Below are 25,810 nucleotides of genomic sequence, written 5' to 3' on the forward strand. Positions count from 1 at the left end.
TGTTCTAGGTTCAGATCTTGTCGGTGCTGAGCTTGAACTGGCGCTTGGCGATGTTGGCGCGGGTGCCCGGGCCATACCACTTGTTGAACAGCTTCTCGGCCTCGCCGCTCGCTTCCAGGCCGCGCAGGGTCTCGTCGACCACGGCCTTCAGGTTCTTCTCGCCCTTGCGCAGGCCGAGCGCGATCGACTCGATGCCGATGCTGGTCGGGAGGATGGTGAAGCCCCTGGCGGCCGGGCCCAGCTTGCCGTAGTCGGCCAGCAGCGAGGATTCGTCGTTCACGTAGGCGATACCTTTACCCTGGCGCAGGGCCTGGAAGGCTTGCTGGGTATTTTCGAAGGTGACCACCTCGGCACTCGGCACGGCCTTGCGGATATTGGATTCCTGGGTGCCGCCGCGCACCGTGACCACCTTCTTGCCGGCCAGCTGGGGCAGCGCGCTGACGCCGCTGTTCGCGCGCACCATGACTTTCGAGCCGGTGACGAAGTGGGTCAGCGCGAAGTCGACCTGAGATTCGCGTTCCTTGTTGTGGGTGAGCGTGGCGGCCAGCACGTCGACGTGGCCCTGCTGCAGTTCGGGGATGCGTGCCGATACCGACATCTGCTTGAACCTGGGGGTGACGCCGATCTTCTTCGCCACCGCGGTGGCGATGTCGATCTCGTAGCCCACCAGTTGGCGGGTTTTGGGATCGATGAAGCTGTTCGGCTCGTCGGTGCCCAGCACGCCGAACACGATCTCGCCCTTCTTCTTGATGTCCGCGAGCTGGTCGGCTTGCGCAGCGCCGGCGACGAAGTTGGCGGACAGGGCGAGCGCCCCGATGAGGAGGTGACGGCGGGTGAACATGGCTTACTCCTGACTGCAAAAAAAATTCGATCACAACAGTATAGGGCATGATCTTGCATGGCCGAACGATCAATTAGCCATAAGAAAATGCGCGTTTGACTATAAGCGCCGAGTAATGTTCATTCAATAAGGTTCAGCGATCCGCAGCCTCGTCTGCGCATGCTAAAGTAGCAAGCAAATCATGGAGTCACACGGAGGCAGGATGCTGGTCGTCACCTACAACGTCAATGGAATCGGCGCCCGCCTGGGCGCCCTCCTCGAATACCTCGAAGAACGCAAGCCGGACGTGGTCTGCCTGCAGGAGCTGAAGGCGCCGCAGGAGAAGTTTCCGGAAGCCGCAATCCGCGAGGCCGGCTACCACGCGATCTGGCATGGCCAGAAGAGCTGGAACGGCGTCGCCATCCTGACCCGCGAGGGTCCGGCCCAGGAGCTGCAGCGCGGCCTGCCGGGCGATCCGACGGACGAACAGAGCCGCTACATCGAGGCCGTCTACCAGGGCATCGTCGTGTGCGGCCTCTACCTGCCCAACGGGAATCCGGCGCCGGGGCCGAAGTTCGACTACAAGCTGGCCTGGTTCGAGCGCCTGATCACGCGCGGCGCCGAGCTCCTGGAAGCCAAGGTGCCGGTCGTGATGTGCGGCGACTTCAACGTGATCCCGACCGATCTCGACGTGTACAAGCCCGAGCGCTGGCTGACCGATGCCCTGTTCCGCCCCGAATCGCGCGAAGCCTTCCAGCGCCTGATGTCGCAGGGCTGGACCGATGCGCTGCGCAGCATGTACCCGGACCAGGTGGTCTATACCTTCTGGGACTACTTCCGCAATGCCTTCGGGCGCGACGCCGGGATCCGCATCGACCACCTGCTGCTCAGCCCCGCCCTGGCGCCCGCGCTGCGCGGCGCCGGCGTCGACCGCTTCCAGCGCGCCAAGGAAAAACCGAGCGACCACGCGCCGACCTGGGTCGAGCTGGACATGGATGCGGTGCGCTAAGATACTGGTCTATGCTCACACCCGAACAGTTCTTTGGTTTTCTCACCGCCGCGATCCTGATCACCCTCTCGCCCGGCCCCGACAACATGATGGTGCTGGGCGCCGGCATCGCCAAGGGACGGGCACGCGGCATCGCCTTCGGCCTGGGCTGCGCGCTGGGCTGCCTGAACCACACCCTGCTGGCCGTGATCGGCGTCAGTGCCCTGATCGCGGCCTCGCCGGCGGCTTTCACGGCGCTCAAGATCGCCGGCGGCCTGTACCTGATCTGGATGGGCATCGGCGCCCTGCGCAGCCGCGGCGGCGCCCAGGTGGCGGGTGGCGTGCCGGACGAATCGGCGCGCCGGCTGTTCTTCAAGGGCCTGCTGGCGAATGCGATCAACCCGAAGGTGGTGCTGTTCTTCCTGTCCTTCCTGCCGCAGTTCGTGGTGGCCTCGCGCGGGGATGCGAACTGGCAGATCGCCTGGCTGGGGCTGATCTTCACCGTACAGGCGGCGGTGCTGTTCGGACTGCTGGGGTATTTTTCGGGGTCGATCGGGCAGTGGCTGAACCGGACGCCCAGGGCGGGGATGTGGCTGGATCGGATCGCGGGCGCCATCTTCGTGGGACTGGGCCTGCGGCTGATCGTGGCGCGCTGACCCCGGCAAGGCCGCCAAGGGCCTTGCCGGGATGCGATCCGACTACAGCGTGATCGCCACCTTGCTCGCCGGCTGCTTGCGCGCCGCCACCGGCACCTCCAGCAGCTGGTGCTTGCCGTTCCAGCTGAACTTCGCGGCGCGACCGTCCACCGTCACCGCGCGCGGTTTCGCCCTCAGGTTGTGCACCTTGAGCGAGAAGCCCCGCTCAGCCGGCGCCTGCGCCTTGCCGGTCTCGGTCTGCAGCGCGATCTCGAGCTTCCCTGCGCCGAAGCTGCCGGCGAAGCGCACGATCTCGTACTTGCCCTTTGCATAAGCGTCGGCGGTCTCGCCATCGTCGTCGTACATCTGGCCCTCGCTCTTCGCCACCGTGGCGTCATGGTAGTAGTGCAGGTCGATCTGGCGGGTCGAGTAATCGCGCGTGCTCTGCACCACCTTCGCCATCGGGATGAAGGCGCCGGCGCGCACATAGACCGGGATGTGCGCCTCTTCCGGCTTCACGATCTCGGTGATGCCGCCCAGGTGCTTCGCGCCGGTGTGGAAGTCGAACCAGACGCTGTCCTTGACCGGGAAGTGGACTTCCTTGCGGGTCGCGCCCGGCTCCACGATCGGCGCCACCAGGAAGTCGCGGCCCCACAGGTAGGTCGAGGACATCGCGGTGGCCCCGTCTTCCTCGAACAGCACGGGGCGCATCAGCGGCATGCCGGTCTGGCTGTTCTCGAAACCGAGGGTGTAGTTATACGGCAGCATGGCGTAGCGCAGCCAGACCGCTTCGCGCGCCAGCACCTTGGCGCGCTCGGAACGGAACACCGGCTCCGGCGCCACGTCGGCCTGGGCGTGCGGGCGGAAGATCGGCTGGAACACGCCGTACTGCAGCCAGCGCACGTAGAGTTCGTCGTCCAGCACCGGGCCTGCGAAGCCGCCGAGGTCCGAGTGCATGTAGCCGAGGCCCTGCATGCCCATCTGGAGCGAGATTTCCATCTGCGACTGCAGGCCGCCCCAGCCGCGGCTGACGTCGCCCGACCACGGGATCATGCCGAAGCGCTGCGAGCCCGAATATCCGGCGCGCATCAGGATGAAGGGGCGCTCGTTCGGGTAATCCTTGCGGTAGCCTTCCGCGATCAGGCGCGCCCAGTCGTGACCGTAGACGTTGTGCACCTGGTCCGCCGCGAACTTGCCACCCTCGCCACCGCCATGCCGCACCCAGGACGGATGCACTTCCGGCTCGCCCAGGTCGCCCCACCAGCCTTCGACGCCGCCCGCCTTCAGCTCCTTGTAGATGTTCCAGAACCAGTCGCGCCCCTGCTGGGTGTACAGGTCGACCAGGCCGGTGTTCCCGAAGTAGAAGTCATAAATGGCCGGCTTGCCCGCCTCGTCGGTCGCCAGCACCTTGTGCTGCACCGCTTCCTGCCAGCGCCTGGAAGTAGTCAAAACAAATGGCTCGGTGATGACGACGGTCCGCACCCCCTGCTTCTTGAAGTCCGCCATCATCTTCTCGGCGTTCGGGAAGCTGTCGCGGTCCCAGGCGAGGTTGCCCATCGTGCCCTTGACCTCCTTGCCGAACCAGAACAGGTCGAGCACGACGGCATCCAGCGGGATCTTCTCCTGCGCGAACCTGGCAACCACGGCGCGGGTCTCCGCTTCGCTCTTGTAGCCGAAGCGGCTGGCGAAATTGCCGAAGGCCCAGCGCGGCGGAAGCGGCTGGCGCCCGGTCAGGCCCGTATAGTTGGCCATCACCTCGGCCCAGCTGTCGCCGGCGACCACCTGGTAGGTCTTGCGACCGCCGATCACTTCGTAGCGCAGGCTGCCGTCCTTGCGGCTGTCGAAGTCGAGATAGCCGACCTGCGGGTTGTCGAAGTGGATCGCGTACTTTTTCGAGGACAGCGCGACCGGGATGGTGTAGTTGAGCAGCTGGGAAGTCTTGCCGTAGCCGTAGTCGGCCTTGTTGTACAGCTGGAAGCGGTTGCCGCGCCGGTTCATGCCGGCCGCGCGCGCGCCGGCGCCGTACAGCGCCTCGCCGTCGTCCAGCGCGAATTCGATGGCCTCGAACTTGCCGTCCCTGGCGTAGCCGCCCTTCTCCGCCACCAGCGGCTTGCCCTTGTACAGGTAGCTGATGCGGAAAGGCTGCTTGTCGACGACGACCGTGATGCCCGGGGTGGAGAATACGATCCGGCTGCCCTCGGCCTTGAGGGTGGCGCCGACGTCCACCGGCGCCAGCACCACGGCATGCGAGGACGGCTCGTGCTGCTGGCCGTTCGGGATGAAGGTGGTCTCGACCACGTGGGCCGAATACGGCTTGATCAGGTAACGGCCATCGCTGGTGGCCAGCTCCAGGGTGTTCTGGTTCAGGCTATGGCCTTGCAGCCGGCGTTCCGCGTTCTGGGCAAACGCGACGGGGCTGGCCAGGAGGCACAGGAGAAGCCGGGCGATCGTGGTTTTCGTCATGGGGTCTCGGTTGGTTGTCGTGAAGCGCAAGCGGGAGCATGACAGAAAATGACGCCGCGAAAAAGTGCCAATGTAATTAAATTACAGCCCAAACCATGCTATTCAGGGTCTGGCCTGGGTGGCAATGTAATCCGACTTCAGCGCAAATACGACATTACGTTGTTCGCCACCCGCGCCGTTTCGGCCTCGGTGAGCGGCAGGCTGCGGAAGGCGGCCCAGGCTTCGCGCGGGTGCGCGTCCGCGCCGATCGCCGCATCGGAGCCGTACAGCACCCGCTCCATGCCGACCTGGCGCAGGCGCCGCACCAGCCGGCGCGCGTCGGCCGCCGACAGGCCGGGACGCGCGAAGGCGGCGACGTCGACCCAGACATGGCGCATGCGCGGGTCCCGGCGCGCCGCCGCATCGGCCAGCACTGCCAGCGCGGCCAACTGCGGCGCCCCTTCACCATCGCTGGAATACGTCACCTGCACCGGTACGTCCGGCGCATGCGGCAGCAGTTGCTCGAGCAGCAGGCGGGCTTCGCGGGCGCCGGTCTCGGGCAGCTGCAGCACGATCGCCATGCCGCGCGCATTGGCCGAACGGAACACCCGGCGCATGCGCTCGACCTGGGACGGGTCGTCCAGCTGCACGCCGCCGTCGGCGGGCTGCAGCTTGATGGCGCGCCCGAAGCCGGGGCCGGCGGCGCAGCGCGCCAGTTCGGCCAGCGCATAGTCCTTCAGCGGATCGACGCTGCACAGCGCCACCAGGCGCTCGGGATACTCGGCGGCCTGGCGCGCCGTCCAGTCGTTCTCGGCCCGCACCCGCGCATACTCCTCGCCGTGTGAAGCGGCTGGCTGTCCATACACGTAGGCCACCGACAGCAGGGCCGCGCGCCCGATCCCGGCGGCGTCGAGCCGGGGGATCAGGTCCTGCGCCGAGACCGGACGCATGGCGGCGCTCGCGGACATGAAGGCTGCGGCGGCCGGGCTATAGACATGCTGGTGATGGTCGGCCAGCGGCATCGCCACGGGCGCGGCCGGCGCGGACGCCGCCGGGCCACTCGCGGCCAGCGCCATGGCTGCGCACAGCAGAACGGGAAGACGCCTCATACATATACCTCGCGCGAAAAAGCCGGTGCTTTGAACCGGGCAAAGCGACATGTTATCGCATTGGCAGCAAGGCCTGTCAAGATTGCATCTTCCATGCGCCTGGCGTAGCATCGCGCGATCCGTGCCGCAACTTTTCGGCGGTCGAACAAAAAACAAGGGAGACGAATGAAGAACGAGAATCCGGCGCAGCTGGGCCAGCCGGTGAGCCAGACCCGCTCATTCATGACGGTGGCGCTGATCGAATTGTGGGAACGCTTCGGCTATTACGGCATGCAGGCGCTGATCGTGTATTTCATGGTGCAGCGCCTCGGCTTCGAGGACAGCCGCGCCAACCTGGTGTGGGGCGCGGCGGCCGCGCTGATCTACGTGGCGCCGGCCATCGGCGGCTGGATCGGCGACCAGGTGCTCGGCACCCGCCGCTGCATGATCCTGGGTGGGCTCATCCTCACCCTCGGCTATGCCCTGATGGCGGTGCCGACCACGAATACCTGGATGACCTTCTCGGCCCTTGGCGTGATCGTCGTCGGCAACGGCCTGTTCAAGCCCAACACCGCCAACCTGGTACGCAAGATCTACGAAGGCGACGACTCCAAGATGGACAGCGCCTTCACCATGTATTACATGGCGGTAAACGTCGGCTCGACCTTCTCGATGCTGGCCACGCCCTGGATCAAGGACCACGTCAACGCCGTCTACGGCGGCAACCTGGGCTGGCATGTGGCCTTCGCCGTGTGCAGCGTCGGCCTGACCGTCGGCCTGCTGACCGTCGGCGTGCTGCGCAAGACCATCGGCCATATCGGCTCGCCGCCGGACGCCGAGCCGCTGCGCATGAAGCGCCTGCTGGCGGTGCTGGCCGGCGGCGTGGTGGCGGTGGCGGCATCGGCCGTCATCCTCGAATACCGCGACCTGGCGCGCGCCTTCGTCTACCTGGCCGGCTTCGTGGTGCTGGGCATCTTCTTCCACCTGATCCGCACCAGCCAGCCGAGCGAACGGGCGGGCCTGATCGCCGCGCTGGTGCTGACCCTGCAGACCGTGTTCTTCTTCATCTTCTACCAGCAGATGTCGACCTCGCTGTCGCTGTTCGCGCTGCGTAACGTCGACCTCGAATTCAGCGTGTTCGGCGCCCACCTGTGGACCTGGTCGCCGGCCCAGTTCCAGGCCCTGAACGCGATCTGGATCATGGTCCTGAGTCCGGTACTGGCCTGGATCTACACCCGCGCCGGCAGCAGCGGCAAGGACCTGTCGATCGCGGCCAAGTTCGCGCTCGGCTTCGCGGTGGTGGCGGCCGGCTTCTTCACCTACGGCGTCGCCGGCCAGTTCGCCACGGGCGGCCTGACCTCGTCCTGGATCATGATCGCCGGCTACGGCCTGTATTCGCTGGGCGAACTGCTGGTGAGCGGCCTCGGGCTGGCCATGATCGCCCGCTACGTGCCGGCGCGCATGGGCGGCTTCATGATGGGCGCCTACTACGTCGGCGTCGGCATCTCGCAGTACCTGGGCGGCGTAGTGGCGAACATCGCCGCGGTGCCGGAGGGCATGACGGATCCGCTCCAGACCCTGCCGGTCTATACCAGCCTGTTCAACAAGCTGGGCGTGGCGGCGATCGCGTGCACCTTGATCGCGCTGGCGGCGCTGCCCCTGATGCGCAAGCTGACTGCGACGCACCACGCACACCAGTGATGTTCTAGGTATCATGGCGGATCAGATTCAAGGATCCGCCATGACTCCCTCCTCTTCCCCCGAAAACCAGGCCCTGCGCGCCCTCCAGGTCGCCCGGCGCGTCCACGCCATCGAAGCTTTCCGCGTCATGGAAATGGTCAAGGCCGCCGGCGAAATGAAACGCAGCGGCATCGACGTCATCAGCATGAGCGTCGGCGAGCCCGATTTCACCGCGCCCGACATCGTCGCCCATGCCGCGATGGAGGCCATCAAGGGCGGCGTCACCCAGTACACCGACTCGCTCGGCCTGCGCGAGCTGCGCGAAGCCATCAGCGGCCATTGCGCGGCCGTGCACGGCCTCGACATCGACCCGCGCCGCGTCGTCGTCACCGCCGGCGCCTCGGCCGGCCTGCTGCTGGCCTGCGCCGCCCTGGTCGCGGACGGCGACGAAGTCCTGATGCCCGACCCCTGCTATCCCTGCAACCGCCATTTCGTCTCGGCCTTCGGCGGCAAGCCGGTGCTGGTGCCGGCGTCCAGCGACGACCGCTACCAGCTGAGCAGCACCCATGTGGACGCCAACTGGACCGAACGCACGCGCGGGGTGCTGGTGGCCTCGCCCTCGAACCCGACCGGGACCTCGATGACGCCGGAGCAGCTGCGCGCCATGCTCGGCGCGGTGCGCGCACGCGGCGGCTTCGCCATCATCGACGAGATCTACCAGGGGCTGTCCTACGACCACCAGCCGGTCAGCGCCCTGGCGCTCGACCCGGACGCCATCACCGTCAACAGCTTCTCGAAATACTTCAGCATGACCGGCTGGCGCCTGGGCTGGCTGGTGGTGCCGGAAGCGCTGGTATCGACCTTCGAAAAGCTGGCGCAGAACCTGTTCATCTGCGCGCCGACCGTGGCCCAGCAGGCCGCGCTGGCCTGCTTCACCCCGGAAGCCCTGGCGATCTATGAAGAGCGCCGGCGCGAATTCCAGCGCCGCCGCGACTTCCTGGTGCCGGCCCTGCGCGCGCTCGGCTTCCGGGTGCCGGTGATGCCCGACGGCGCCTTCTACGTGTATGCGGACATCCAGGAGCTTCCGCACGCACACAGCGGCGACAGCAGCGCCTTCGCCTGGTCGGTGCTGCGCGACGCGCAGGTGGCGATCGTGCCGGGGGATGATTTCGGGTTCGCGGCGCCGCAGCGGCATGTCCGCTTCTCGTACGCCACGCGCCTGGACCGGATCGAGGAAGCGGTAACGCGCCTGGAGCGCGTGCTGCGCTCCTGAGGCAGGGCCCGGCTCAGGAGCGCAGCGCGCGTTCCTCGCCGACCAGTTCGAGCAAGGCATCCGGCGCGGCCGGCTTGACCAGGTAGCGGTCGAAGCCGGATTCCAGCGCGCGTTCGCGGTCTTCGCACTGGCCGTAGCCCGACAGCGCGATGGCGAAGGGTGCGCCGGCCCCCTGCGCGCTGCGCACCCGCTCGATCACCTCGTGGCCGTCGAGCCCGGGCAGGCCGATGTCGCAGATCAGGATGTCGTAGCGGTCCGCCTCCGCCGCCGCCAGGCCCGTGTGGCCGTCGTAGGCCACCGCCACCTCATGGCCGGCAAGCTCCAGCAGCGTGCGCAGGGTGTCGCAGGCGTCGACGTTGTCCTCGATGAGGAGGATCCGGCGCGCGCCCTCGGCGGCGCTCGGCCCGGTGGGGGCCGGCGCCACCGGCGTGAGCGCGGCGGACAGCGGCAGGCGCACGGTAAACGTGCTGCCGCGTCCTTCGCCCGCGCTGTCGGCCGACACCGTCCCGCCATGCATGCTGACCAGGTTGCGCACCACGTTCAGTCCGATTCCGAGGCCGCCTTCCGAGCGGGCCAGCGAGCGCGGGCCCTGGATGAAGAGGTCGAAGATCTGCGGCAGCATGTCGGGGGCGATGCCGGAGCCGTTGTCGCTCACCTGCACCACGACTTCCTCGCCGGCGCGCCAGGCGCGCAGCACGATGCGGCCGCCGTCGCCGGTGTACTTGGAGGCGTTGCCGAGCAGGTTGGCGAAGACCTGGGTCAGGCGCACCGGATCGCCGTCGATGGTGAGCGCTTCGTCCGGCAGCTGGAGCTCGAGTTGCTGGCCGCGTTCGCGGATGCGCGGCGCCACCGTCTCGACCGCCTGGTCGAGGGCGCCGGCCAGCACCAGCGGGCGTACCGACAGGGTGATCTTGCCGCTGCTGATGCGGGCGGCGTCGAGCAGGTCGTCGAGCAGGCGCGCCATGTGGTCGACCTGGCGCCGCACCACGCCGGCCACATGGGCCAGCTGGCCGGAGCCGCCGCCCAGGCTGCCCAGCAGGCTGGCCGACATGCTCAGCGGCGCGAGCGGATTGCGCAACTCGTGCGCCAGCATGGCGAGGAATTCGGTCTGGCGCCGGTTGGTGGCTTCGGCCAGGTCGCGCAGCGACTGGGCGCTGACGGTGGCCATGACCAGGTGTTCGTTGGCCTCGCGCAGCTGTTCCACTTGCTCTTCCAGCCGCTCGCGGTCGCGCAACAGGATGCGGGCATGCGACAGTTCGGCTTCGAGGACGGCAACGCGGTTCAGCAGCTGCGGATCGCCCGGCATGGCGCCGCGGGTCGGGTCTTCGCCCATCAGGGAACGCTGTTCCGAGCCGGCACCCGATTCGTCATACATTCCCATGGTCGCCTCATTCGCCGTTGTTGATCCGGTCGGTGCCGCCGAACAGTACCCCGTTGACCGGAGCGGCGATGGCGTCGATCTCGAGCCCCTCGTTCGTGATCCGGTACTCCCGGACATCGCTGCTGTGGCTGCTGCCGCGCACCTTGACCACCGACATGTACCTGCGCACCTCGCCGTCCACCTCGGCGTAGCGCATGCCGACGATGGCGTCGGTGATGTAGGCCATGTCCGGCCGCGCGTAGTTCATGTTGGTGACATGTTCGTCAAGGCCGACGGTGACCAGCACCGACACGCCGCGCTTGGCCAGGCTGCACAGCATGCGGAACACGCCTTCGCGCATGTCGCGGACGCATTCCGGCGCCAGGAACAGCGACAGCTCCGACAACGAATCGATGACGACCCGGCGGGCACCGGTGCGGTCGATGGCGGCAAGGAGTTCGTCTTCCAGCTCCTCGATGGTCACGTCGATCAGGCGCGTTTCGACCACGGTGACCACGCCGGACTGGATCAGCCTGGCCATTTCCGCATTGCGCAGGCGCGCCGTGCCCTTTTCGAAGCACATCAGGACGCCGCGCTCCTGCTGCGCGGCGCCCGCCCGCAGGAAGCAGGTGCCGAGGATGGTCTTGCCGCAGCCGGTCGGCCCGACCGCCAGCATCGAATGCCCCTGGGGCAGGCCGCCATGGAGCATGTCGTCAAGTCCCGGGGTTCCGGTCGCGATCCTGCGCGGATCGGTGTCGATCGGCACCTCATACCGGTGGTCGGCGGCCAGGGGCGGCAGCAGTCGCGGGTAGATGCGCAGGCCATCATCGGTGATCCGGAACGTATGGTAGCCGGTCATGTGGGCTTGTCCGCGCATCTTGACGACGCGGATCTTGCGTACGACGGCGTCGCGTTCCTGCTGCTGGCTGAGGGCCAGCATGCCGTCCGCAACCGTCATGATCGGATTGGCCTCGATATCGCTGTGCTGGTATTCGCCGATCAGGAAGGTGGTGGCCATCCAGCTGGTCATGCGGGTGCCGAGCTCCTGCACGAAATGCTGGAGGTCGCTGATGCCCTCGTTGCCGTTGCGTCCGGTCTGGATCACCGAACGGAAGGAATCCACGAACACCAGGCTCGGCCCGAATTCCTCGACCTCCCGGGTGATGCGTTCGAGGACGCCGTTGAAATCACCGGCGCGCAGGTCGGAGATCAGGTTGACATAACGGATCGAAACGCCGACCTTTTCTGTGTCGAAGAACGCGTATTGCTGCTGGTAGCGCAGCATCTTCAGCGGCGGCTCGCCGAGCACGGTAAAGAACAGGGCGCGGCACTTGGGCGTGGCGAGCGAGAACATGATCTGGTGCGCCAGCGTGGTCTTGCCGCAGCCGGGCGCACCGGTAATCAGGTTGAATGAAAACTCGTTCATCCCACCGCCGAGGAGAACATCGAGCCCCGGCACGCCAGTAGCCAACTTACCCAGGGTTACTTTGTCGGTCATTTATTTCTGCTCCTGTGCATTCGTCTGCTGGCCTGGCGCCATGTCTGCAGTGGCGGTGGCCGACTCCAGCAGGCGCTGTGTCAGCTTTTCCCCGATGAGTGCGGCAAGTAAGTGGGTAAAGGTGCGCAGCAGGGCCTCGTTGGCGACGGCGGCGCGCCCGGCGTCGGCGACGGCCATGCGCTCCCCCAGCGAGACGAACAGCTGTTCCGCCGCGCGGCAAGGCTGCTGCGGCGCGAGCCACGCGTGTTCCGGCCCGATCACGTGGACGGCACGGCCGAACAGGGCGCAAAAGCCGCTTTCCCCGATCAGCGGGCAGAGTTGCTGTGCGATCTGCCGCCATGGTTGCAGCAACTGGCTCCTTCCAGCCGAGAGATCCGGCGCGCCCGTACTATTCGTCATGTCTTCGTCGTTGAGCAATGAATGCCGCTGATGGCGGTGTAAGTCTTGCAGGCTGGCGCTGGCCCGCAGCGGGGGCTGGCAAGCTTCCTCCCCGACGCACCGCGCATTATAACTTGCTGATTCGGCAAACTCGTGAGTTCGCCTTCGACGATCCAGAAACATTTCTTTAGTAGTGTTGTTGCCACAAGCCCGCTAAGATACGGTCGCCGAGCGACGCTGCTCATCACTAGCGGATGAACCATGAGAAAAAAACTGGGTGCCGCCCTGTCGGCTGCCTCCTTTGTAGTGTGCTGCGCGATGACGCCGGCCATGGCCGCCACGGAAGCTGACGCGCGCTTCAGGATAATCTACACGAAAGAGTGGAAGTGGCGCGTCACGGAACGGCTCGCCCGCGCCGAGGACGAGCGTGGCGTCAGCCCGGCACTGGCGCGGGTCGATGCACCTGCGCAAGAAGCACGCCGTGCCTACTGGGAAGGTGTCCTGAAGGAACTCGACACGATCCCCCCGGCCGAGCTGTCACCGGGCGAGCGGATCAACTTCGCCGTCTACCGCGCCCAGATCGCCGCCCTGGCCGAGGCGCAGCGCTTCCACGAATACGAGCAGCCGGTGAATGCCGACAGCGCGTTCTGGACCAATGTCACCTTCAGCGCGCGCCGCCCCTTCAAGACGGCTGAGGACTACCGCAACTACCTGCAGCTGCTGGCCGCCCTGCCCGACTATTTCGCGCAGGAGACCGCGAACATGCGTGCCGGCCTGGCGCGCGGCTTCACTCCGCCGCAAGTCACGCTGGCGGGACGCGACCTGGCCCTGGTCCCGATTGCCGAGGCCAAGACCCCGCAGGAAACCGTGTTTTTCATTCCGTTCAAGAACATGCCGTCCTCGATACCGGCCGCCGAACAGGAAGCCATGAAGGCCCGGGCGGCGGGCATCATCCGCGACCGGGTCCAGCCGGCCTACGCGAAGGTGCTGGCCTTCTTCCGCAAGGACTACCTGCCGAAGGCCCGCACCACCCTGGCCGCCGAGAGCATGCCGGGCGGTAAAGCCTACTACCAGTCGAAGATCGTCGAATACACCACCACCCATCTCAGCGCGGACCAGATCCACCAGATCGGACTGGCCGAGATGGCGAAGATCCGCGCCGAAATGCACGAGACCATGAAAAAGGCGGATTTCAAGGGCGAGCTGCCGGCCTTCCTGGCCTTCCTGCGCACCGACCCGCAGTTCTACGCCAGGACGCCGAAAGAACTGCTGATGCACGCGGCCTGGACCGCCAAGAAGTTCGATGCCAAGGCCGACCAGTACTTCGGCTACCTGCCGCGGCGCCGCTTCGCGATCCTGCCGGTGCCCGACGACCAGGCGCCGTTCTACACGGCGGGGCGCGGCGGCGCCGGTGCGTACTGGGTCAATACCTACAACCTGCCGGCGCGCGCGCTCTACAGCCTGCCCGCGCTGACCCTGCACGAGTCGGCGCCCGGCCATGCCTTCCAGATGCCGGTGGCGCAGGAGCAGAAAGGGGTGCCGCCCTTCCGCCGCGCCTATATCTCGGCCTTCGGCGAAGGCTGGGCCCTGTACTCGGAACGGCTGGGGGTGGAGATGGGCATCTACGAGACGCCCTATGAACACTTCGGCATGTTGAGCTACCAGGCCTGGCGCGCCTCGCGCCTGGTGGTCGACACCGGCATCCACGCCAAGGGCTGGACGCGCGAGCAGGCGCAGGCCTACCTGATGGACAATACCGCGCTGGCGAAGCACGAGGTCGAGACCGAGGTCGACCGCTACATCTCGTGGCCGGGACAGGCGCTGTCGTATTACCTGGGGCAGATGGCGATCCAGGAAGCGCGGGCGCGCGCGGAACAGGCGCTGGGGCCGAAATTCGACATCCGCAACTTCCACGACACCGTGCTGCAACTGGGGTCGGTGCCGCTGCCGGTGCTGCAGCAGCGGATCGATGCGTTCATTGCGGAGGGTGGGCCATCGCCATATCCAAAAGAGAGCTGAGCCTCCCTTATTCGAACAGCTTGAACTTGAGCTGGAACGAAATCCCGCCGTACAAGCGGTCCTTGTACGTCGGGATAATCCCCACATTCAGACCGACCCGCTTGTACTCGTAAGTCAGCGTCGGAATCGCCGCCGGGAACCAGCCGCCGTCGCGCATGTGCGGATAGCCGTCGAAAGCCGCAACGGCCAGCCCCAGCCGTACCGGGCCGAGCGCATACGGCTGCCAGATCACGCCCGCATAGTTCGACCACTGCCGGTCGCTATTGTAGAAGCGCCCGAGCGTCGCCGCCGTCGTGCCGTTGAAGCGGTACTCGGCGCCCAGCCCCTTGTTGGCGCCGTTCAAGTCCTTGTCGCTGTCGAAGTGGGCGGTGGCGAAGCCGCTGTCGAGCCAGAATTCGCTCTTCGGCGCCGAGTCGATCTTTGTGAACCAGTCATCGGCTTGCGCCAGGGGCGCGGCAAGCAGCAGCGGAAGCAGGATGAAGCGCATCAGTCGTCGGCCTTCGGATCGAGATCGGGGAACATCACTTCGGTGAAGCCGAAGCGGGAAAAGTCGCGGATGCGCATCGGGTACAGGATGCCCAGCAGGTGGTCCACCTCGTGCTGGACCACGCGCGCATGGAAGCCTTCGGCGTCGCGCACGATCGGCTTGCCGTACTGGTCGACGCCCTCGTAATGCAGCTTCGTATAACGCGGCACGCTGCCGCGCAGGCCTGGTACCGACAGGCAGCCTTCGAAGCCCTCTTCCATTTCTTCGGACAGGAGCGTAAGCACCGGATTGATCAGCACCGTTTCCGGCACCGGCGGCGCATCCGGGTAACGCGCGTTCTTCGCGAAGCCGAAGATCACCAGCTGCAGGTTGACGCCGATCTGCGGCGCAGCCAGCCCCGCGCCGTTCGCCGCATGCATGGTCTCGAACATGTCGGCGATCAGGGCATGCAGCTCGGGCGTATCGAAGCTCTCCACCTTTTCGGCCACGCGCAGCAGGCGCGGATCGCCCATGCGCAGGATCTCGCGGACGGCCATGCTATTTTCCTTGCTCGAGCAGCGCGGCAAGCGAGGCGCGGAAACCCTCGGCCGTTTCCGGATGCTTCAGGCCGATCGCCGCAGTGGCTTTCAGGTAGCCCAGCTTGGAGCCGCAGTCGTAGCGCTGGCCCTGGTAGCGATAGGCCAGCACGCGCTCGGCCTGCATCAGGGCCGCGATACCGTCGGTCAGCTGGATTTCGCCGCCCGCACCGGTGCCCAGGTGCTCGAGGTAGCCGAAGATCGAGCCCGACAGCACGTAGCGGCCGACCACGGCCAGCGTGGACGGCGCCACTTCCGGGGCCGGCTTCTCGACGATGCCCGAGACCAGCTCCAGGTTCGGACGGTAGGGCGAGGCGCTGACGATGCCGTACTGGCGGGTGTTCTCGCGCGGGACGTCCTGCACGGCGAGGATGCTTGAACGCTCGTAGGCATACAGCTCGGTCATCTGCGCCAGCACCGGGCGGGTAGGCGGGTCGGTGTCCATGAAGTCGTCCGCCAGCAGCACCGCGAAGGGCTCGTCGCCGATCACCGGGCGGGCGCACAGCACCGCATGGCCCAGGCCCAGCGGGGCCGACTGGCGAATGTAGATGCAGTTGACGTTCTTCGGGATCACGCCGCGCACGACGTCGAGCAGGGCCTGCTTGCCATGCGCTTCCAGCTCGGCCTCGAGCTCGTAGGCCTTGTCGAAATGGTCTTCGATGGCGCGCTTGTTGCGGCCGGTGATGAAGACCAGCTCGGTGATGCCGGCCGCCACCGCCTCTTCGACCGCGTACTGGATCAGCGGCTTGTCGACGATCGGCAGCATTTCCTTCGGCTGCGCCTTGGTGGCAGGCAGGAAGCGGCTGCCGAGGCCGGCGACGGGGAATACGGCTTTGCGAATGATGCTCATGTGGTTTCCTTTATTGCCCGAGCAGGGCCAGCAGCCCTGCTTCGTCGAGGACGGTGACGCCGAGTTCTTCCGCCTTGGCGAGCTTGCTGCCCGCCTCGGCTCCGGCGACCACGTAGGAGGTTTTCTTCGAGACCGAACCGGACACCTTGCCGCCCGCCGCTTCGATCAGGGCGCCTGCAGCCTCGCGGCTCATGGTCGGCAGGGTCCCGGTCAGCACGAAGGTATTGCCGGTGAGCGGGCCTTCGGCGACCGGCACTTCCTCCGGCAGCTGGGCCAGCAGCTCGCCGCGCAACTGCGCCAGCGCCGCGACGCGCCCACGGTTGCCCGCTTGCGCCATCCATTCTTCCAGCGCGGCGGTGACCGTGGCCGGCAGGCCGAACACGCCGAACACGTTCAGGTGGGCCAGCGACTCCAGGGTCTGGCCGGCGGCCAGGAGCTGGCGTGCGCGCGGTTCGGTCAGCTTCGGAATGCCGAGCGCCGCCAGCAAGTTCACTTCGTCCAGCTTGTCGCGCAACTGCGCCTTGGGCGGATGTTCGCCTTGCGGCGCCACCCCGGCCGCCAGCAGCGCATCGATCTCGCGCTGATTTTTCTCTTCGGCGAAGAATTCGGCGATGGCCTCGGCCACGGTGCCGCCGATGTCGGGCAACACGCGCAGCAGCGCTTCCGGCGCCTGGCGCACCAACGCGAAGCGCCCGAGCCAGTCGGCCAGGGTCTTGGCGGTCGATTCGCCCACGTGGCGGATGCCGAGCGCGAACAGCAGGCGCTCCAGCGGCGGGTTCTTGCTGGCCTGGATTGCATCCAGCAGCTTATCCGCCCACTTGGTGGCGACCTTGCCCTGTTTTACGGTCTCGGGCGTCGTTCCTTCGCGCTCGTCGGCCAGGCGCTGGTCGGCCAGCCCCTTCATCTTGAGCAGGTCGTCCAGCGTGAGCTTGTACAGGTCGGCCACGCCATTGACCAGGTTGCACTCCACCAGGCTGTCGATGTAGCGGTCGCCCAGGCCCTCGATGTCCATCATGCGGCGGCCGGCGAAGTGGCGGATCGCTTCCTTGCGCTGGGCCGCGCAGGTCAGGCCGCCGGAGCAGCGCGCCACCGCCTCGCCCTCTTCGCGCACCACATGCGAGCCGCACACCGGGCAGCTCTCGGGCAGCTTGTAACGCATCGGTTGCGGCGTCGGGCGGCGCTCCAGCACCACCGACAAGACCTCGGGAATCACGTCGCCGGCACGGCGCACGATCACGGTGTCGCCCACGCGCACGTCCTTGCGCAGCACTTCGTCCTCGTTGTGCAGGGTGGCGTTGGTGACGGTGACGCCGCCGACCGAGACCGGATGCAGGCGCGCCACCGGCGTGATGGCGCCGGTGCGGCCGACCTGGACGTCGATCGCTGCTACCTGCGTCATGGCTTCTTCGGCCGGGAACTTGTGGGCCAGCGCGAAGCGCGGCGCGCGCGACACGAAGCCGAGCTGGGCCTGGTCGGCCACGCTGTCGACCTTGTACACCACGCCGTCGATTTCATACGGCAGCGCGCCGCGTTTTCCTCCAATATCGCGGTAGTAGCCGAGCAGGCCCTCGCAGCCGCGCACCACCGCGCGCTCCTTCGCGACCGGCAGGCCGAGGCGGTCGAACCAGTCGAGCACCGCCGAATGCGATTCCGGCAGCCCGGCGCCTTCCAGGCGGCCGATGCCATAGGCAAAGAAGCGCAGCTTGCGCTGGGCCGTGATGCGCGCGTCCAGCTGGCGCAGGCTGCCCGCGGCCGCATTGCGCGGGTTGGCGAATTCCTTCTGCCCGGCGTCGCGCTGGCGCTGGTTCAGGCGATTGAAGTCGTCCTTGAACATCAGCACCTCGCCGCGCACTTCCAGCACCGCCGGTACCTCGCTGCCGTGCAGGCGCAGCGGGATCACCCTGACGGTGCGGATGTTGGCGGTCACGTCCTCGCCGGTGTAGCCGTCGCCGCGGGTCGCAGCCTGCACGAACACACCGTTCTCGTAGCGCAGGCTGATCGCCAGGCCGTCGAACTTCAGCTCGGCCGAATATGCGACCTGCCTGGTTTCCAGCCCGTCGCGCACGCGGCGGTCGAAGTTGTCGACGTCCTCGTCGCTGAAACCGTTGTTCAGCGATAGCATCGGCACCGAGTGGGTCACCTGCTTGAACTCGGGGATGGGCGCGGCGCCCACGCGCGAAGTCGGCGAATCGTTGCTCACCGCCTGGGGGTGCGCCGCTTCCAGTTCCTGCAGCTCCCTGAACAGGCGGTCGTACTCGGCGTCCGGGATGGTCGGCGCATCGAGCACGTGGTAGTTATAGATGTGGCGGTTCAGTTCCTCGACCAGCCACGCCATGCGGTCCTGGACCTCCCGTGCGACAGTCACGCGAACCTCAGACGAACAGGCGCAGCGCGCGGGTGGACCCGGCCGGGATGTCGGAGGCTTCCATCTCCTGGTAGAAGTCGGCAACCTGTCCCTTGATCTCTTCCAGCGCCGGGTCGAGCAGCGGCTGCTCGAAGTCGTCGACGATGGTCGCATCCAGGCGCTGGGTCAGCTCCTTGGCACACTTGACCATGGCGCCGAAGCCGTCGCGCGCCGGCGCCACGCAGGGCACGTCGAGCAGAAGGGTCAGGCGCGAGGTGGTGTCGGCGCCCAGGGTGACGTTGGTCGACAGCGTGAACAGCACGCCGCCTGCATTTCCTTTTCCTTCGTCCGGCATCGAGAAGCGGCCGTCCGGGCGCACGTCGAAGCCCTGCTTTTCCAGCGCGGCGATCAGCGTGGACATCGCCCACGGCGCGCCGTTGGCGGCCAGGTTCACGCCCAGCTGGGCGTCATGGCCGGCCACGAAGCGATGCAGGGTGCGCGCTTCGCTCATCACCTCGATCATGTCCGGCACTTCCGGCTCGGCGCCGATCTCGTCGGCCACCGCGCGCAGGCGCGTCACCAGTTCGGAGTATTCGATCTCGTTCAGGGCCGTGGTGCGGGTGGCCATCTGCACGCCTGCCTGCAGCTTGGTGTAGACGCCGCCGTGCACGATCGGCTCCCAATCGCCGCTGACGGCGAAGCCGACGTAGTGGATCGGCTTGTTGCCGACGCGGCGCAGCTTGTGCAGCGCCGGCAGGATCTTGTCGCCGCGCAGGGCGCCTTCGAAATTCAGCGGGATGATGCAGTCGATCAGCGGGTCGACCAGGCTCTCGGCCAGTTCGGACGGCGGCGTTTGTGGAGTCGTGCCCGGCAGCGGCGCGGCCGGCTCCAGCGACGCGATCGTGGTGGGCGCGCGCGGCACGGCCGGTGCCGCCGGTACGACGGGCGCAGGCGTGTCGACCGCGGGCACGGCGGCGTCGTGCCTGGACTCGCCCGGTTCGACGTCCAGTGGTGACAGCGGCGTTTCGGCGCCCAGGTCGAGCACCGGCTCCTGGCGCTCCACCGGCGTCTCGCCGCTGCGCATCAGGACATCGTCATGATCCGACGCGAACGCGCGTTCCACGCTCTTGCGGGCCTTGTATTCCTGCCACTTGTTGTAAGAGACGACGCCGACGACGAAGACGCCACCCGCTGCGATCAGGGTCATTTGTAAATCAGTCATGCTGCTTGTGCCTCAGTAGCGAAGTTCGCGGCGGACTCCATGTCCACCGCCACGATGCGCGATACGCCCTGCTCCTGCATCGTCACACCGATCAGTTGGTTGGCCATCTCCATCGCGATCTTGTTGTGCGAGATGAAGAGGAATTGGGTATGGTCCGACATGCGCTTGACCATGCGGCAGAAGCGCTCGGTATTGGCGTCGTCCAAAGGCGCGTCCACCTCGTCCAGCAGGCAGAACGGCGCCGGGTTCAGGCGGAACATCGAGAACACCAGCGCGGTGGCGGTCAATGCCTTCTCGCCGCCCGACAGCAGGTGGATGGTCGCATTCTTCTTGCCGGGCGGCTGCGCCATCACCTGCACGCCGGAATCCAGGATCTCGTCGCCGGTCATCACCAGCTTGGCCTGGCCGCCGCCGAACAGGATCGGGAACAGCTCGGAGAAGTGGGTATTCACGCGGTCGAAGGTGTCCTGCAGCAGCTCGCGGGTCTCGCGGTCGATGCGGTGGATCGCGTCTTCCAGCGTCGCGATGGCCTCCTGCAGGTCCTTGTTCTGCGAATCGAGATAGCGCTTGCGCTCGGTGGCCTGGGCCAGCTCGTCCACCGCCGCCAGGTTGACCGCCCCGAGCGCGCCGATGGCATTGGTCAGGCGCGTCACCTCGCCCTGCAGGTATTGCGGCTTCATGTCCGGCGTGAGCTTTTCTTCCAGCTCGGATTCGACGGCGGAGGTAGCAGCCAGCGCCTCGGCGAACTGCTCCTGGTTCAGGCGCGCGGCCTGTTCCTTGAGCTGCATCTCGGTGATGCGGTCGCGCTGCGGCTGCAGGCTGCGCTCGTTCCCCATCCGCAGCTCCTCGAGCTGGCGCAACTGCTGGGTGATCTGGTCGAGCTCATGGCGGGCGTCGGCCAGGGCGCGCTCCTGGGTGGAGCGGCGGTCCAGCAGTTCCTGCAGGCCTTCGCGGGCAGTGCCGGCTTCCAGTGCTTCCAGTTCGAGCCGGCCGGCGCCCAGGCTGGCGCCGACCTGGTCGGCCTGTTGGGTGGCGGTGGCGATGCTGCGGCGCAGCTCCTCGATCTTGCTGCGCTGCGCACGTTCGGCGAACTGGGCCTCCTGCGCGCTGCGTTCCAGGTCGCGCAGCTTCTGGCGCGCGTCGGCGAGAATCTGCTCCTTTTCCATGAAGGCGGTCTGGCCGTCCTCGTGGCTGCCCTGAAGCTCTGCCAGCTCCATGTCGAGCTGTTCGAATTCCTGTTCCGCCTCGGCAGCGGCCTGGCGCTGCTCGGCTTCCTGGGCCGCGATCTCGGACAGGTCGGCGGCGATCTGGCCGCTGCGCTGGTTGAAGCGCGCCTCGATCTCGCTCTGTTTCAAGACTTCGATCTGCAACGCATGCACTTCGCGCTGCAGCGTGGCGGAGCGCTGGCGCGCATCCTGCAGGCGGCGCGTCAGGTCGCTGACGGCGGCGTCGGCGCGGGTGGCGCGGCTCTTCGCTTCGTCCAGCAGCAGGGCCTGGGCGCGCAGTTGCTTAGCCGTGTTCTCGATCTCGTGCTGGCGCGCCAGCATGCCGTCCTGCTCCGCATCGGGCGCATGGAAGCGCACGCTGGAGGCGCTGACCACATGGCCCTGGCGCGTGACGAAGCTGCCGCCCTGCGGCAGGCTACCGCGCCTGGCGAAGGCTTCGGCCGCATCCTGGGCCACGTAGACGTGGTGCAGCCAGTCGTTCAGCACCCCGCGCAGGCCCGGGTCGTTCAGGCGCAGCAGGCTGGCAAAGGGTTTCAGGCCCGAAGTGTCGGCACCAGCTGCTGCCGCTGGCGCGGGTGAATACAAGGCCAGCCGCGCCGGCGGCGCATCGCTGAAGAAGGCCTTGGCCCAGTCGAGGTTCGACACCTCGAGCGCGCCGGAGCGTTCGCGCAGCACGGCTTCCAGCGCGGTTTCCCAGCCCGCTTCGATGTCGAGCTTCTGCCACAGGCGCGGCAACCCGGCCAGTTCGTGCTTCTCCAGCCAGGGCTGGACCTTGCCCTGGGTCTGTACGCGGTCCTGCACCTGGCGCAGCGCGGCCAGGCGCGCTTCCAGCCGGGCCGCCGCGGCGGACTCCTTCTGCACCTGGGCGTGGGCTTCCTTGCGCTCCTGCTCCACGGCGTCCTGGCGCGACGTCGCTTCGTCGAGCAGCATGGTCTGCTCTTCCAGCGCCAGCTGCTTTTCTTCCGCCTGCAGGCGCAGGTTGTCGAGGGTGGCGCTGTCCGGCAGGTTCAGGCCGTTGCGCTCCTGCTGCAGGCGCTCGCGCCTTGCGGCCAGGCTGGTGAGGATGTTGGCGGCGTTGCGCTGGTGGGCGCTGGCCAGCTCGATGCGCTGCTGGACCTGCATGATGCGGGCGCGCGATTCGTTCGAGCGCTCCTGGGCCTGGCGCCAGGCGGCTTCGAGTTCCGGCACGCGCCCGCCGTGGGCCTCCACCGCGATCTGGGCGCCTTCGGCGCGCGCGCCGAGTTCTTCCAGCGTGATCTCGGCTTCCGCCACCTGTTCCTCGTATTCCTGGCGCTGGGCCAGCCACTGGTCGCGCTGGGCGCCCAGGGTGCCGAGCTGGTTCTGCAGGCGGGTGCGCGACTCGACCACGAACTTGATCTGGGCTTCCAGGCTGCCGATCTCGGAATTGGTCTGGTACAGGGCGCCTTGCGCCGTATGCAGGCGGTCGCCGATGCTGAAGTGGGCCTGGCGCATGTTCTCCAGCTCGAGCTCGACGTTGCGCAGCTTGGCGGTCTGCGCCTCGAGCGCGGTCTGGGCCTCTTCGACTTCGCGGAAGAAGCGGACCTGCTCGGCCTTGGCTTCGTTCTTGCGCAGCAGCCAGAGCAGCTTCTGCTTTTCTTCCTGGTCGGCCTGCAGCTGGTGGAAGCGATTGGCGACGGCCGCCTGGGCTTCGAGCTTTTCCAGGTTGGCGTTCAGCTCGCGCAGGATGTCCTCGACCCGCAGCAGGTTCTCGCGCGTGTCGGACAGCCGGTTCTCGGTTTCGCGGCGGCGTTCCTTGTACTTGGAGACGCCGGCCGCTTCTTCGAGGAAGACGCGCAGCTCTTCCGGACGCGACTCGATGATGCGCGAGATCATGCCCTGGCCGATGATGGCGTAGGCGCGCGGGCCGAGGCCGGTGCCGAGGAAGATGTCCTGGATGTCGCGCCGGCGCACCGGCTGGCCGTTGATGTAATAGGTCGAGGTGCCGTCGCGCGTCAGGGTGCGCTTGACCGCGATCTCGGCGTACTGCCCCCACTGCCCGGCCGCCTTGCCATCGGCGTTGTCGAACACCAGTTCGACCGAGGCGCGCCCGGACGGCTTGCGGTAGGTGGAGCCGTTGAAGATCACGTCCTGCATCGACTCGCCGCGCAGCTCGGAGGCCTTGGATTCGCCCAGCACCCAGCGCACGGCGTCGATGATGTTCGACTTGCCGCAGCCGTTCGGGCCGACCACGCCGACGAGCTGGCCGGGCACCTGGAAATTGGTGGGATCGACGAAAGACTTAAATCCCGACAATTTGATGGAGGAAAGGCGCACGTTGCTTCGGCTGGGCTAGGGAGTCGTTAAAGTCCCCATCATACCATTTGTTGATTGCATTTCGGCCAAGAATGACTCTTTGCGAACCCGACAATCGATGCCGGACCCGGCCGGGGAAACCTAGCCGGCCCTTGCGGCATGCGCGGGATCGTTCATGGCGCCCTGCCCGACCGCCTCGCCCAGCACGCGCCCGACCACGCCGTCGAGCGCGAGCACGCGGATGCTGCCGCTGCGGAAGGCATCAAGCAGGCGCTCGGCCGGCAGCGAGAAGGCTTCCTGGCGGTTGGCGCCGGAGAAGATGAAGAGCGTGCGCAGCGGGCTGACCCAGGCCAGGCGCAGCTTGCGCACGCCGGACGCGCCATTGAACTCGACCCGCATGCCGCGCTCCAGCGTGGCCAGCACGGCATCGGCCGAGCCTGCGGCCGGATCGGCGGGGGCGTCCTCGTCGGCCGCGGCCTGCTCCTGGGCGATGCGGCGCAGCGCGTCCTGCTGCGCCGCCTCCACCGCCAATTCGAGCTGGCGCTCGGGCGACAGCTCGATCGGTGCGCGCACGATGGCGGCGTGGCATTCGGCCAGCCCGGCGAAGAACTGCAGCCGTTCGGCATCCTGCCAGCCGGTGGCATCGAGCCACTTGTTGAGGGTGGCGAGCAGGGCCGGCAGGCGGCTGATCAGCTGCTTGCGCTGTTCCTGCGTGGCCTTGGGCTTGACGCTCCAGATCAGGTCATCCATGGCGCGGGTGGCGTTGTCCACCGCCCCCGGCTTCTTGTCCTCGATGGTGTAGGCCAGCGTGAGCACCGGCGTCCAGCGCTGCTCGAGGAAGCTGCCGACCAGCGCCACCACCTGCTCGCCGGCCAGGCGCAGCGTCACCGCCTTGCGCGCCGAGCGGGTGGCGGCGAGCTGCTGTTCCTGGCGCGTGGCCCGGGCGATCGGGCCGGCGATGGCAGCCGCCTCGACCTGCTCGCGCTCGGCGAGTCCGGCTTCCAGCTCGGCCACCGCGTCGGCAAAGGCCTCGGGCTGCGCCTCCCCGCGCAGCTTGTCGACGCCGCGGCGCATGGCGCGCCAGACCGGGTCGTCCGGATTGGCGGCCTGCCCCCAGCCGGCCTGCGACAGCAGGTCGAGCATGCGCCGCGCCGGATGCGCCTCTTCAAAGAAGAAGCTGCGGTCCTTCAGTGCGGCCTTCAGCACCGGCACCTGGAGGAAGGCGATCAGTTCGCGGGTCTCCTGGGGAATCGCGTCGTCGAGCAGCACGGTCTCGAAAATCCGCGACAGGAGGTCGAGCGTGGTCTCGTCGCCGTGCGACAGGCTGCCCGCGGGCAGGCTCTGTTTCAGGCGCGGGAGGTAGAACACTTCGTGCGGCCCCGCTCCAGCCTGCGGGGCGCTCCTGGCGGCGCCGGCGGCGGGCATGGGGCCGGCCAGCTTTTCCAGCACATCGATCAGGGAGGCCGGGATCGGGGCCGCCGGCGCATGCGCGGATGCGGTCTGTCCTGTCACGGCCTGGCCGTCCGCTACCTGCGCCGCGGCCGGAAAACCGGCGGCCGCGCTGGGACGCCAGCCGCCGCTGCCCTGCGGCAGGTTGGGAATCAGGGGGATGTCGATGTCCGCGCCCGGCGCCGCCTCGGCCGCGCCGAACAGCTGGCGCAGCTGCTGCGACACGGCCGCATCGCGGCGCGCCCGCGCGGCCCTGGCGGCGGCGCTGTCGTCGGTCTTGGCAAAGCGTTCGCCGCCGTCGCGCAGGCGCACCGGCTTGAGCTTGTCGTTGAGGGCGTCGAGGATGGGCCCGAGATCGAACATCACGCCGGGGCGCAGCAGCGGCAGGACCAAGCCGTGCGATGCTTCGTCCGGCTCGAACTCGCGCCAGGCTTCCTGCAGCGCGCGCAGGAAGACTTCGGGACGGAAGGGGTTATGGTTGGCACGCACCAGTTCGCGTCCCAGCAGCACGCCGAGGCGCACACCCAGGCTGGCGAGGCGTTCGGACTGCTGGATGTCGAAGGGACGGCTGACGGCTGCGAACGCCAGCTGGTCGTCCATCTCTTCCAGCGGCACCAGGCTGAGGGTCAGCGGCGCGCTTGCCGGCTTGAGTGCGGGCGCCAGCAGCGCCAGTTCCTTGCGCAGGGCCAGCTCGACGGCGGTCGAGGCCAGGTGCACGAAGGCGTAGGCGTTGTCCTTCAGGAGATTGCCGGAGCGGATGCGGCGCGCCGCCTCGCGCGGGTCGGGTCCGGCCGTCGTCATGTCCAGCAGAACGGCCGTCATGCGCCCGGCCGTGTCGATCAGGGCCTCGGCGGCGCGGCTTGCAGCGATACCGGCGAGTTCCTCCAGCGCCGCCTGCTGCGCGGCGGCGGCCTTGCGGACGGCAGGAGTCTGTGCGGTGTTCGCGGCCATAACGCTTGCAGGCTTGGATGAAGATCGATCCGCCCATTTTGCCACATTATTTCCACATGGCAATAGCAAAGAGGCATATTTGGCGTGATCCAGCCCGCCTACTGAATAATTCCTTGTGAACGTCGGTGCCTGTCCTACACTGGATCACGCCGTGTTCCGATACCGATTCATCTATACGAAACGCATGATGACTCGACCGGAAATGCTGCGGTAACGATCCACAGCTCGGCAAGCAGGACATTCTTCCCACA

At 67.3% G+C, this 25,810-nt stretch carries 18 protein-coding genes; 5 read left to right on the forward strand and 13 right to left on the reverse strand.

Annotated features, from left to right (window positions below):
• Nucleotides 1-10: 10 nt before the first annotated feature.
• The gene (locus AC56LK_RS04495) at nucleotides 11-841 is read right to left on the reverse strand and encodes an ABC transporter substrate-binding protein (protein ID WP_497183367.1); all 831 of its coding nucleotides are present in this window, start codon (nucleotides 839-841) and stop codon (nucleotides 11-13) included.
• A gap of 202 nt (nucleotides 842-1,043) precedes the next feature.
• On the opposite strand from AC56LK_RS04495, the gene xth reads away from it, so the two are divergent.
• Together xth and AC56LK_RS04505 are read left to right on the forward strand one after the other, a co-directional pair.
• Nucleotides 1,044-1,829, forward strand: coding sequence for an exodeoxyribonuclease III (gene xth, locus AC56LK_RS04500; RefSeq protein ID WP_497183520.1), 786 nt, complete (start codon nucleotides 1,044-1,046; stop codon nucleotides 1,827-1,829).
• 11 nt (nucleotides 1,830-1,840) lie between these two features.
• A complete protein-coding gene (locus AC56LK_RS04505; RefSeq protein WP_497183368.1) occupies nucleotides 1,841-2,464 on the forward strand; it encodes a LysE family translocator in 624 nt (207 codons plus the stop codon).
• A gap of 42 nt (nucleotides 2,465-2,506) precedes the next feature.
• Here the strand turns inward: AC56LK_RS04505 and AC56LK_RS04510 are convergent, their stop codons facing one another.
• Entirely contained in the window at nucleotides 2,507-4,906 is a 2,400-nt protein-coding gene (locus tag AC56LK_RS04510) for a TIM-barrel domain-containing protein (protein WP_497183369.1), read from the reverse strand.
• 137 nt (nucleotides 4,907-5,043) lie between these two features.
• Nucleotides 5,044-5,994 carry an amidohydrolase family protein gene (locus AC56LK_RS04515; protein ID WP_497183370.1) on the reverse strand — a complete coding sequence of 317 codons (951 nt, stop codon included), beginning with the start codon at nucleotides 5,992-5,994 and terminating at the stop codon, nucleotides 5,044-5,046.
• Nucleotides 5,995-6,159: 165 nt separating this feature from the next.
• Between AC56LK_RS04515 and AC56LK_RS04520 the strand changes: the two genes are divergently transcribed.
• Entirely contained in the window at nucleotides 6,160-7,674 is a 1,515-nt protein-coding gene (locus AC56LK_RS04520; protein WP_497183371.1) for a peptide MFS transporter, read from the forward strand.
• 40 nt (nucleotides 7,675-7,714) lie between these two features.
• Nucleotides 7,715-8,926 carry a pyridoxal phosphate-dependent aminotransferase gene (locus AC56LK_RS04525; RefSeq protein ID WP_497183372.1) on the forward strand — a complete coding sequence of 404 codons (1,212 nt, stop codon included), beginning with the start codon at nucleotides 7,715-7,717 and terminating at the stop codon, nucleotides 8,924-8,926.
• Nucleotides 8,927-8,939: 13 nt separating this feature from the next.
• Here the strand turns inward: AC56LK_RS04525 and AC56LK_RS04530 are convergent, their stop codons facing one another.
• Genes AC56LK_RS04530 through AC56LK_RS04540 form a run of 3 tightly spaced genes read right to left on the reverse strand, consistent with a single transcriptional unit; the run spans nucleotide 8,940 to nucleotide 12,201 of the window.
• Nucleotides 8,940-10,307 carry a hybrid sensor histidine kinase/response regulator gene (locus AC56LK_RS04530; RefSeq protein ID WP_497183373.1) on the reverse strand — a complete coding sequence of 456 codons (1,368 nt, stop codon included), beginning with the start codon at nucleotides 10,305-10,307 and terminating at the stop codon, nucleotides 8,940-8,942.
• A gap of 7 nt (nucleotides 10,308-10,314) precedes the next feature.
• Nucleotides 10,315-11,784 (reverse strand): ATPase domain-containing protein, encoded by a 1,470-nt coding sequence (locus tag AC56LK_RS04535; RefSeq protein ID WP_497183374.1) that lies wholly within the window; start codon nucleotides 11,782-11,784, stop codon nucleotides 10,315-10,317.
• Nucleotides 11,785-12,201 (reverse strand): hypothetical protein, encoded by a 417-nt coding sequence (locus AC56LK_RS04540; protein WP_497183375.1) that lies wholly within the window; start codon nucleotides 12,199-12,201, stop codon nucleotides 11,785-11,787.
• A 222-nt stretch (nucleotides 12,202-12,423) separates the two neighbouring features.
• Between AC56LK_RS04540 and AC56LK_RS04545 the strand changes: the two genes are divergently transcribed.
• Nucleotides 12,424-14,181, forward strand: coding sequence for a DUF885 domain-containing protein (locus tag AC56LK_RS04545; protein ID WP_497183376.1), 1,758 nt, complete (start codon nucleotides 12,424-12,426; stop codon nucleotides 14,179-14,181).
• A gap of 7 nt (nucleotides 14,182-14,188) precedes the next feature.
• Here the strand turns inward: AC56LK_RS04545 and AC56LK_RS04550 are convergent, their stop codons facing one another.
• From AC56LK_RS04550 to AC56LK_RS04580, 7 genes are all read right to left on the reverse strand, one after another.
• Nucleotides 14,189-14,668, reverse strand: a complete 480-nt coding sequence (locus tag AC56LK_RS04550) for a hypothetical protein (protein ID WP_497183377.1) — start codon at nucleotides 14,666-14,668, stop codon at nucleotides 14,189-14,191.
• The gene (def, locus tag AC56LK_RS04555; protein ID WP_497183378.1) at nucleotides 14,668-15,204 is read right to left on the reverse strand and encodes a peptide deformylase; all 537 of its coding nucleotides are present in this window, start codon (nucleotides 15,202-15,204) and stop codon (nucleotides 14,668-14,670) included. Before def ends, AC56LK_RS04550 begins: the two co-directional genes overlap by 1 nt.
• 1 nt (nucleotide 15,205) lies before the next feature.
• On the reverse strand, nucleotides 15,206-16,093 hold the full coding sequence (gene galU / locus AC56LK_RS04560; RefSeq protein ID WP_497183379.1) for a UTP--glucose-1-phosphate uridylyltransferase GalU: 888 nt from the start codon (nucleotides 16,091-16,093) through the stop codon (nucleotides 15,206-15,208).
• A 10-nt stretch (nucleotides 16,094-16,103) separates the two neighbouring features.
• Nucleotides 16,104-18,458: an NAD-dependent DNA ligase LigA gene (ligA, locus tag AC56LK_RS04565; protein ID WP_497183380.1), complete on the reverse strand. Its 2,355-nt coding sequence runs from the start codon at nucleotides 18,456-18,458 to the stop codon at nucleotides 16,104-16,106.
• 7 nt (nucleotides 18,459-18,465) lie between these two features.
• Nucleotides 18,466-19,659, reverse strand: a complete 1,194-nt coding sequence (locus AC56LK_RS04570) for a cell division protein ZipA C-terminal FtsZ-binding domain-containing protein (protein WP_497183381.1) — start codon at nucleotides 19,657-19,659, stop codon at nucleotides 18,466-18,468.
• Nucleotides 19,656-23,180, reverse strand: a complete 3,525-nt coding sequence (gene smc / locus AC56LK_RS04575; protein ID WP_497183382.1) for a chromosome segregation protein SMC — start codon at nucleotides 23,178-23,180, stop codon at nucleotides 19,656-19,658. The genes AC56LK_RS04570 and smc overlap by 4 nt, the downstream gene beginning before the upstream one ends.
• 120 nt (nucleotides 23,181-23,300) lie before the next feature.
• The gene (locus AC56LK_RS04580; RefSeq protein ID WP_497183383.1) at nucleotides 23,301-25,559 is read right to left on the reverse strand and encodes a DUF1631 family protein; all 2,259 of its coding nucleotides are present in this window, start codon (nucleotides 25,557-25,559) and stop codon (nucleotides 23,301-23,303) included.
• Nucleotides 25,560-25,810: the final 251 nt, after the last annotated feature.

Source organism: Telluria sp. ZB4P36 (assembly GCF_059685865.1).

What these genes read in the sequence shown, in the direction of transcription:
- AC56LK_RS04515 (WP_497183370.1), bottom strand. Translation starts at nt 5,994, where the DNA reads ATGAGGCGTCTTCCCGTTCTGCTGTGCGCAGCCATGGCGCTGGCCGCG.
- def (WP_497183378.1), bottom strand. Translation starts at nt 15,204, where the DNA reads ATGGCCGTCCGCGAGATCCTGCGCATGGGCGATCCGCGCCTGCTGCGC.
- AC56LK_RS04520 (WP_497183371.1), top strand. Translation starts at nt 6,160, where the DNA reads ATGAAGAACGAGAATCCGGCGCAGCTGGGCCAGCCGGTGAGCCAGACC.
- xth (WP_497183520.1), top strand. Translation starts at nt 1,044, where the DNA reads ATGCTGGTCGTCACCTACAACGTCAATGGAATCGGCGCCCGCCTGGGC.
- AC56LK_RS04530 (WP_497183373.1), bottom strand. Translation starts at nt 10,307, where the DNA reads ATGGGAATGTATGACGAATCGGGTGCCGGCTCGGAACAGCGTTCCCTG.
- AC56LK_RS04525 (WP_497183372.1), top strand. Translation starts at nt 7,715, where the DNA reads ATGACTCCCTCCTCTTCCCCCGAAAACCAGGCCCTGCGCGCCCTCCAG.
- AC56LK_RS04535 (WP_497183374.1), bottom strand. Translation starts at nt 11,784, where the DNA reads ATGACCGACAAAGTAACCCTGGGTAAGTTGGCTACTGGCGTGCCGGGG.
- AC56LK_RS04580 (WP_497183383.1), bottom strand. Translation starts at nt 25,559, where the DNA reads ATGGCCGCGAACACCGCACAGACTCCTGCCGTCCGCAAGGCCGCCGCC.
- AC56LK_RS04505 (WP_497183368.1), top strand. Translation starts at nt 1,841, where the DNA reads ATGCTCACACCCGAACAGTTCTTTGGTTTTCTCACCGCCGCGATCCTG.
- AC56LK_RS04545 (WP_497183376.1), top strand. Translation starts at nt 12,424, where the DNA reads ATGAGAAAAAAACTGGGTGCCGCCCTGTCGGCTGCCTCCTTTGTAGTG.
- AC56LK_RS04510 (WP_497183369.1), bottom strand. Translation starts at nt 4,906, where the DNA reads ATGACGAAAACCACGATCGCCCGGCTTCTCCTGTGCCTCCTGGCCAGC.
- AC56LK_RS04550 (WP_497183377.1), bottom strand. Translation starts at nt 14,668, where the DNA reads ATGCGCTTCATCCTGCTTCCGCTGCTGCTTGCCGCGCCCCTGGCGCAA.
- AC56LK_RS04495 (WP_497183367.1), bottom strand. Translation starts at nt 841, where the DNA reads ATGTTCACCCGCCGTCACCTCCTCATCGGGGCGCTCGCCCTGTCCGCC.
- AC56LK_RS04570 (WP_497183381.1), bottom strand. Translation starts at nt 19,659, where the DNA reads ATGACTGATTTACAAATGACCCTGATCGCAGCGGGTGGCGTCTTCGTC.
- galU (WP_497183379.1), bottom strand. Translation starts at nt 16,093, where the DNA reads ATGAGCATCATTCGCAAAGCCGTATTCCCCGTCGCCGGCCTCGGCAGC.